The 6,588-nt window shown below is 33.4% G+C and carries 5 protein-coding genes and 1 tRNA gene; 2 read left to right on the top strand and 4 right to left on the bottom strand.

Going from position 1 to position 6,588, the window contains the following annotated elements:
• Positions 1-70: 70 nt before the first annotated feature.
• Positions 71-141: transfer RNA gene (locus KBJ98_RS14110), tRNA-Cys, on the bottom strand.
• A gap of 104 nt (positions 142-245) precedes the next feature.
• Positions 246-605 (bottom strand): dihydroneopterin aldolase, encoded by a 360-nt coding sequence (folB, locus tag KBJ98_RS14105; RefSeq protein ID WP_210791600.1) that lies wholly within the window; start codon positions 603-605, stop codon positions 246-248.
• Positions 606-720: 115 nt separating this feature from the next.
• Here folB and KBJ98_RS14100 point away from each other — a divergent pair, with 115 nt between their 5' ends.
• Positions 721-2,811, top strand: a complete 2,091-nt coding sequence (locus KBJ98_RS14100) for a glutamine--tRNA ligase/YqeY domain fusion protein (RefSeq protein WP_210791598.1) — start codon at positions 721-723, stop codon at positions 2,809-2,811.
• 445 nt (positions 2,812-3,256) lie between these two features.
• Here the strand turns inward: KBJ98_RS14100 and KBJ98_RS14095 are convergent, their stop codons facing one another.
• A complete protein-coding gene (locus KBJ98_RS14095) occupies positions 3,257-4,243 on the bottom strand; it encodes an SPFH domain-containing protein (RefSeq protein ID WP_210791596.1) in 987 nt (328 codons plus the stop codon).
• 78 nt (positions 4,244-4,321) lie between these two features.
• Between KBJ98_RS14095 and KBJ98_RS14090 the strand changes: the two genes are divergently transcribed.
• Positions 4,322-4,951 carry an outer membrane beta-barrel protein gene (locus tag KBJ98_RS14090; protein ID WP_210791594.1) on the top strand — a complete coding sequence of 210 codons (630 nt, stop codon included), beginning with the start codon at positions 4,322-4,324 and terminating at the stop codon, positions 4,949-4,951.
• A gap of 61 nt (positions 4,952-5,012) precedes the next feature.
• Here KBJ98_RS14090 and gltX read toward each other — a convergent pair whose 3' ends face one another.
• On the bottom strand, positions 5,013-6,518 hold the full coding sequence (gene gltX, locus KBJ98_RS14085; protein WP_210791592.1) for a glutamate--tRNA ligase: 1,506 nt from the start codon (positions 6,516-6,518) through the stop codon (positions 5,013-5,015).
• Positions 6,519-6,588 lie beyond the last annotated feature (70 nt).

The raw sequence follows: 6,588 nt of genomic DNA, 5'->3' as shown, positions 1-6,588 counted from the left end.
CCATTATTTTACTTTATTTTTTCTAAAAATAAACCATAAAAAAACCTCCAAATTGCTTTGAAGGTTTTAGAGGCATCGTCCGGATTCGAACCGGAGTAGGAGCTTTTGCAGAGCCCAGCCTAGCCGCTCGGCCACGACGCCATTGTTTAACGGATGGCAAAAGTACTTAAAAACTTTAATGTTTAAAAGTATTCACTTTAAAACTTTTAAAAATATTTTTTTGAACTCACAATTCACTTTTAGTTTTAAGACCGGAATTCTTCAATTTCGATTGTAACTGATTCAACATCACCACCAATTGGCGGATTTAATTTTGATACTTGTACACGTGCTCTCGTAACACTTTGGCTTTCGTTAAAAATACGTTTGATGATTCGGTCAGCTACATGCTCTAATAAGTTAGAACGAATTGCCATTTCAGTCACTACTATGTGATTTAACAATACATAATCTACTGTATCTGCTAGTTGATCAGATAGGCGAGACTTGGCCAAATCAGTTGTAATATCAAGGTTTACCAAGTAATCTGATCCTATTTTTGATTCTTCAATCAAACATCCGTGGTACGAATAAGTGCGGATGTTTTTTAATGTTATAATTCCCATTTGTGCTTTTTAAACGTATTTGGTATAAAGTAATTGTAACACTGTGGTAGGTTTCTAACAAACAGTAAACATTAAACCTTAAACTTTTTTATCTTTGCTAAAATAAAACAAAAAAATGTCAACTGAAGAAAAATCACTCCATTTTATAGAACAAATCATAGAAGACAGCATATCTAACGGTTTCCCGAAAGAGTCTTTACGTTTTCGTTTTCCACCAGAACCAAATGGTTATTTGCATATTGGTCACGCTAAGTCTATTTGCTTGAATTTTGGTTTGGGTTTAAAGTACAATGCGCCAGTTAATCTTCGTTTTGACGATACCAATCCTGCCAAAGAAGAGCAAGAATATGTAGATGCGATAAAAGAAGATTTGCAATGGTTGGGCTTTAATTGGGCTGAAGAACGTTATGCATCTGATTACTTTCAACAATTGTATGATTGGGCTGTAATGATGATTAAAAAAGGGAAAGCTTATGTAGATAGTCAATCTTCTGAAGAAATGGCTTCCCAAAAAGGTACACCTACGCAACCAGGTGTTGATGGTCCGTACCGCAACCGTTCAGTTGAAGAAAATTTAACTTTATTTGAAGGCATGAAAAATGGAGATTTCCCAGAAGGAAGTCATGTTTTACGTGCCAAAATTGATATGGCTTCTACCAATATGTTAATGCGTGATCCGTTGATGTATAGAGTATTACATCGTCATCATCATAGAACAGGTAATGATTGGAAAATCTATCCAATGTATGATTATGCGCATGGAGAAAGCGATTTTATCGAACAAATTTCACATTCGATTTGTACCCTTGAATTTGTAATGCACCGTGAATTGTACAATTGGTTTTTGGATCAAATTTATGACGATACAAAAGTACGTCCGAATCAATACGAATTTGCTCGTTTGAACTTGAATTATACCGTAATGAGTAAGCGTAAATTACTCCAATTGGTTCAAGAAAATATTGTAAACGGTTGGGATGATCCTAGAATGCCAACTATTTCTGGTTTACGCAGACGTGGTTATACAGCTAATTCTATTCGTAAATTTTGCGAAATTATCGGAGTTGCTAAACGTGAAAATATCATCGATTATTCATTGTTAGAATTTTGCTTACGCGAAGATTTAAACAAAACTGCACCACGTGTAATGGCTGTTTTAGACCCAATAAAGTTGGTTATTACCAATTATCCTGAAGGTCAAGAAGAGTGGCTGGATGCTGAAAATAATCAAGAAGATGAAAGTGCTGGGTTCAGAAAAGTACCTTTTTCAAAGACATTGTTTATTGAAAGAGAAGACTTTTTAGAAGATGCTCCTGCTAAATTTTTTAGATTAAGTATCGGTCGTGAAGTACGTTTAAAAAACGCCTATATCATTAAAGGTGAATCTGTTATAAAAGATGATTCAGGAGAAATTCTTGAAATTCACGCTACTTATGATGCAGATAGCAAGAGTGGTAGCGGAAGTGAAGCTAGCCAACGTAAAGTTGCGGGCACCTTGCATTGGGTTTCGGTAGCTCATGCTTTGGAAACGGAAGTTCGTTTATATGACAGATTATTTTTAGACCAAGCTCCTGACAGTCATAAAGATAAAAACTTCTTAGATTTTATGAATCCGGATTCACTTCAAGTCGTTAAAGGATATGTAGAGCCCAGTTTAGCTACTGTGAAAGCGGGTGATAAATTTCAATTTCAGCGTTTAGGATATTTTAATGTTGATAAAGACTCTTCTGTTGAGACCATTATTTTCAACAAAACGGTTGGATTAAAAGATGCTTGGGAAGAAAAGGGCAAAAAAGAAGAAAATCTTTTGATGAACACTCAAAAAGATCTGAATAAGTACGTTAAGGAAAAAGATGAAACTGCCGCAGCCGCTCTTTTAATTCCTATTATTGAAAACATTAAGAGTGTTGATAACTATAGTTTGTTAGTTCAAACGGTTACCAAAAATATTAAAAATGATAACAATGCCTTATTGTTTGCTAATTTGATTGTGCAATATTCTGACAAAGTTGAAATTAATTCGTTTGATGCAGATGTGGTTCAAAAATTCTATACTATGTCATTAAAAAGTCAATTGGCTTCGGTGCGAGTTGCTGCAATTTTGAATTTGAAAAATGATGCTCAAAATTTCGTTTTATTTGAAGCTGTTTTAGCAGAATTGAAAAATGTAGAAAAAAACGAAAAAGTGCTTGCTTTACTAAATTAGAAAATCACTTTTTTAATTATAGATATTACCAATACTAAAACTCCTTTAATCGGGAGTTTTGTTATTATTAGTAATTCCTATTTTATTTTTTAAAATTATTATTTTTAACTATTAAAATTGACTTTCATATTTTAATTTTAAGCCATTATTTTTATTAAGTTATCAATTTATATGTTTTTAAAATTTTCGTTTAATTTAGATAGTTTATTTAGTTTTTACCGTAAAATGAGCCGCTTATTTTGGAATTTTGTTGCAATTTGCGCTTTGAGTTTTAAAAAGTGACTTGTTTTTGATTTTTTCACGTGAAATTTAATTTTTTGAAAATTGTGCTAAGAATTTTGGTTACCAATTTTATTTTAAAATGAAAGAGTAGGTGAGTAGTCAATTTTTGATTTAGTTTAAAAAAATGTACAGCACAAAAAAAAGAGGCGCTTGGCCTCTTTAATTATTTTTCTTCTTCAGGAGTTTCAGTTTCGTTTGTTGGCGGTTCTTGAATTTGTGTTCGCTTTCTATTTTCAGATGGTGCTGATTTTTTTTTCATCAATTCTCCAACTTGGTTTGAGGCACTAAAAGAAGCAATCATGTTATTCAACATGTCGCTTCCGGCTTGTGGTGAATTTGGTAACAAAATTAAATTAGAATTTGTGTCTGCGCCAATTGCTTGTAAAGTGTCATAATGTTGTGTTACTACGATTAAGGCTGATGCCTCTTGTGAATTGATACCTACACTGTTCAATACATCTACACTTTCTACAAGACCTTTTGCAATTTCTCTTCGTTGGTTAGCAATACCTTGTCCTTGTAAACGTTTACTTTCTGCTTCTGCTTCCGCTTTTGCTACAATTCTAATTCGTGATGCTTCTGCTTCAAATTCTGCTACTGTTTTTTCTCTGTCTGCAGCATTAATTCTATTCATGGCATTTTTAACTTGAATATCTGGATCAATATCAGTTACCAAAGTATTGATGATAGTGTATCCGTAAGTTGTCATGGCTTCGTTTAGTTCACGCTTTACAGCGATGGCAATATCGTCCTTTCTTTCAAAAACATCATCCAGTTTTAACTTTGGTACTTCGGCACGAACTACATCAAATACATACGATGTGATTTGATCGTGTGGATATTCTAATTTGTAAAAGGCATCGTAAACCGTTTCTTTGATTACCATAAATTGAACCGAAACTTTTAGTTTCACAAAAACATTGTCCTTGGTTTTTGTTTCGATGATTACATCTAATTGTTGGATTTTTAAGTTAACACGACCTGCGATGCGATCTATCAGCGGAATTTTAAGATGTAAACCCGATTGTCTGATACTTAAAAATTTACCAAAGCGTTCAATAACAACCGCTGTTTGTTGCTTAACGGTGAAAAAAGAGGACAGTAAAATAAATAGACCAAAGACCAGTAAGATAATTAATGCAATATCCATAATGTTTTTATTATTAGTTAAAAATTACCTCACAATTTACAAAAAAAGTTTAGGTTTGTCTTTGTTAATATTATTAATATGAAAAAAATTAGTTTTATCATAATCTTAGCTTTTAGTGCCAGTAGTTCTTTTGCTCAGCACAGGTATAGAGATGCCAATCGTATTGGAATTTCTGTAGGAACAAATTATTTCAACTTATTGACAGCTGATTTTGAAACTAATCCGGAGTTAGGGTGGAATGCGGGCCTTTCTATGAGAGGTAATTTCTATAACAATTGGGATTTGGTTTATGCGATGCAGTTTAGTGAGCAAAAGTTTTCTGTCACAAACAGTAATTTGGAACCTATTTCGTATAAATTAGCGAATGCACAACTTTCACTACTAGCGAGTTGTAAAGTAGTTGAAAATCATTTGAGTTTTGAATTTGGTCCCGCAGTTCAAGTGAATGGAAAGTTAGGTTTGAATGCTAGTGATGAAAATGATATCATAAAAGGAACTACTTTGTTAGCCAAGGATTTAAAAAGTGTTTCAAACATTAATGTATATCCTGTTGTAGGTGTTACTTTTGGACTACGCCATTTTAGGGCTAACATTTCCTATCAATATGGTTTGCTTAATACTTTTAGCAATGTAAATAAAAGCAGTATTGGTGCACAAATTAAAGGGAATGCCGGTATACTTAACGGTAATTTTATTATTTATTTATAGTACAAAGTTCGTTCATAATTAAAAAAGCTTCTATCCTTTTTAGGGTAGAAGCTTTTTGATTTTATAAACTCGAAATAGCTTTGTTGATTCTGGAAATTGTTTCTTCTTTGCCAATAACTTCCACAATATCAAATAGGTGAGGACCCTTTAAAGCACCCACCAAACTCAAACGAAATGGTTGCATAATTTTTCCCATGCCAATTTCGTTTTTTGTCATCCAATCTTTTACTATGATTTCGATATTGAGAGATGTGAAATCGCCGATTTCCTCTATTACAGAAATTAAATCTTGCATCAATTCAGGAGTTTCAGCTTTCCAGTTTTTGCTTGCTTTTTCATCATAACTTGCTGGAGCCTCAAAAAAGAAATCACTCATTTCCCAAAATTCTGATACAAAATGGGCACGCTCTTTAATTAAAGAAACAATTTTAGTAAGCTTTGATTCATCAACATCAAAACCTTTTTCAAGCAAAATAGGGGAGAAGGCTTTTGCTAAAGTTGCATCTTCTTGCTTTATTAAGTACTGGTGATTGAACCATTTATTTTTTTCAGGATCAAATTTTGCTCCTGATTTGTGAACTCTATGTAAGTCAAATGATGCAACTAGTTCATCTAATGAAAATAATTCTTGTTCTGTTCCGTCATTCCATCCAAGCAGTGCTAGAAAATTTACAACTGCCTCAGGAAAGAAACCTTTTTCTCTGTAACCAGAAGATGTTCCTTCATCTGTTTTCCAATCCAATGGAAATACTGGAAATCCCATTTTATCGCCATCACGTTTTGATAATTTCCCGTTACCAACAGGTTTCATGATCAACGGTAAATGGGCAAATTGTGGTGCATCCCAACCAAATGCTCTGTACAATAAAGCGTGTAAAGGCATTGAAGGCAACCATTCTTCTCCACGGATTACATGTGATGTTTCCATTAAATGATCATCTACAATGTTTGCCAAATGGTATGTTGGCATTCCATCGCTTTTGAACAAAACTTTATCGTCTAAGAGATTAGTATCAAATTTTACATCACCACGAATAATGTCATGCAAATACAAAGTCTCATTCACAGGAGTTTTAAAACGTATAACATAATGTTCGCCATCTGCAATTCTTTTAGCCGTTTCTTCAGTAGAAATTACTAAAGAGGTATCTAATTTTTCTCTGTTAGTATGGTTGTATATGAACGTTTTTCCTTGTTCTTCTTCTAATTTTCTAGCTGCATCCAATGCATCTGGAGTATCAAATGCATAATATGCATTGCCTGAATTTATCAAATCAGTTGCATATCTTTGGTATAGATCTTTTCTTTCGCTTTGACGGTAAGGTGCAAATTTTTCGTTTTTCCCAATTGTTTCATCAGGAGCAATACCTAGCCACTCTAATGCTTCCATAATGTATGCTTCGGCTCCAGGAACAAATCGGTTTTGGTCTGTGTCTTCTATACGTAAAAAGAAGGTTCCATTGTTTTTTTTGGCAAACAAATAATTAAATAATGCGGTACGGACACCGCCTATATGTAAAGGTCCTGTTGGACTTGGTGCAAATCGCACGCGTACTTGTTGAGACATTTTTATGATTTTTTACAAAGATACACTTTCAAAATTTTTAGTGATAGTTTTTTGATTGTTAGTTGTATGT

Origin of the sequence: Flavobacterium erciyesense, assembly GCF_018069925.1 — a bacterium.
GTDB classification, from domain to species: Bacteria; Bacteroidota; Bacteroidia; order Flavobacteriales; family Flavobacteriaceae; genus Flavobacterium; species Flavobacterium erciyesense.
The sequence above is the reverse complement of the archived record's forward strand: the minus strand, read 5'-3'. Positions and strand labels throughout refer to the sequence as shown.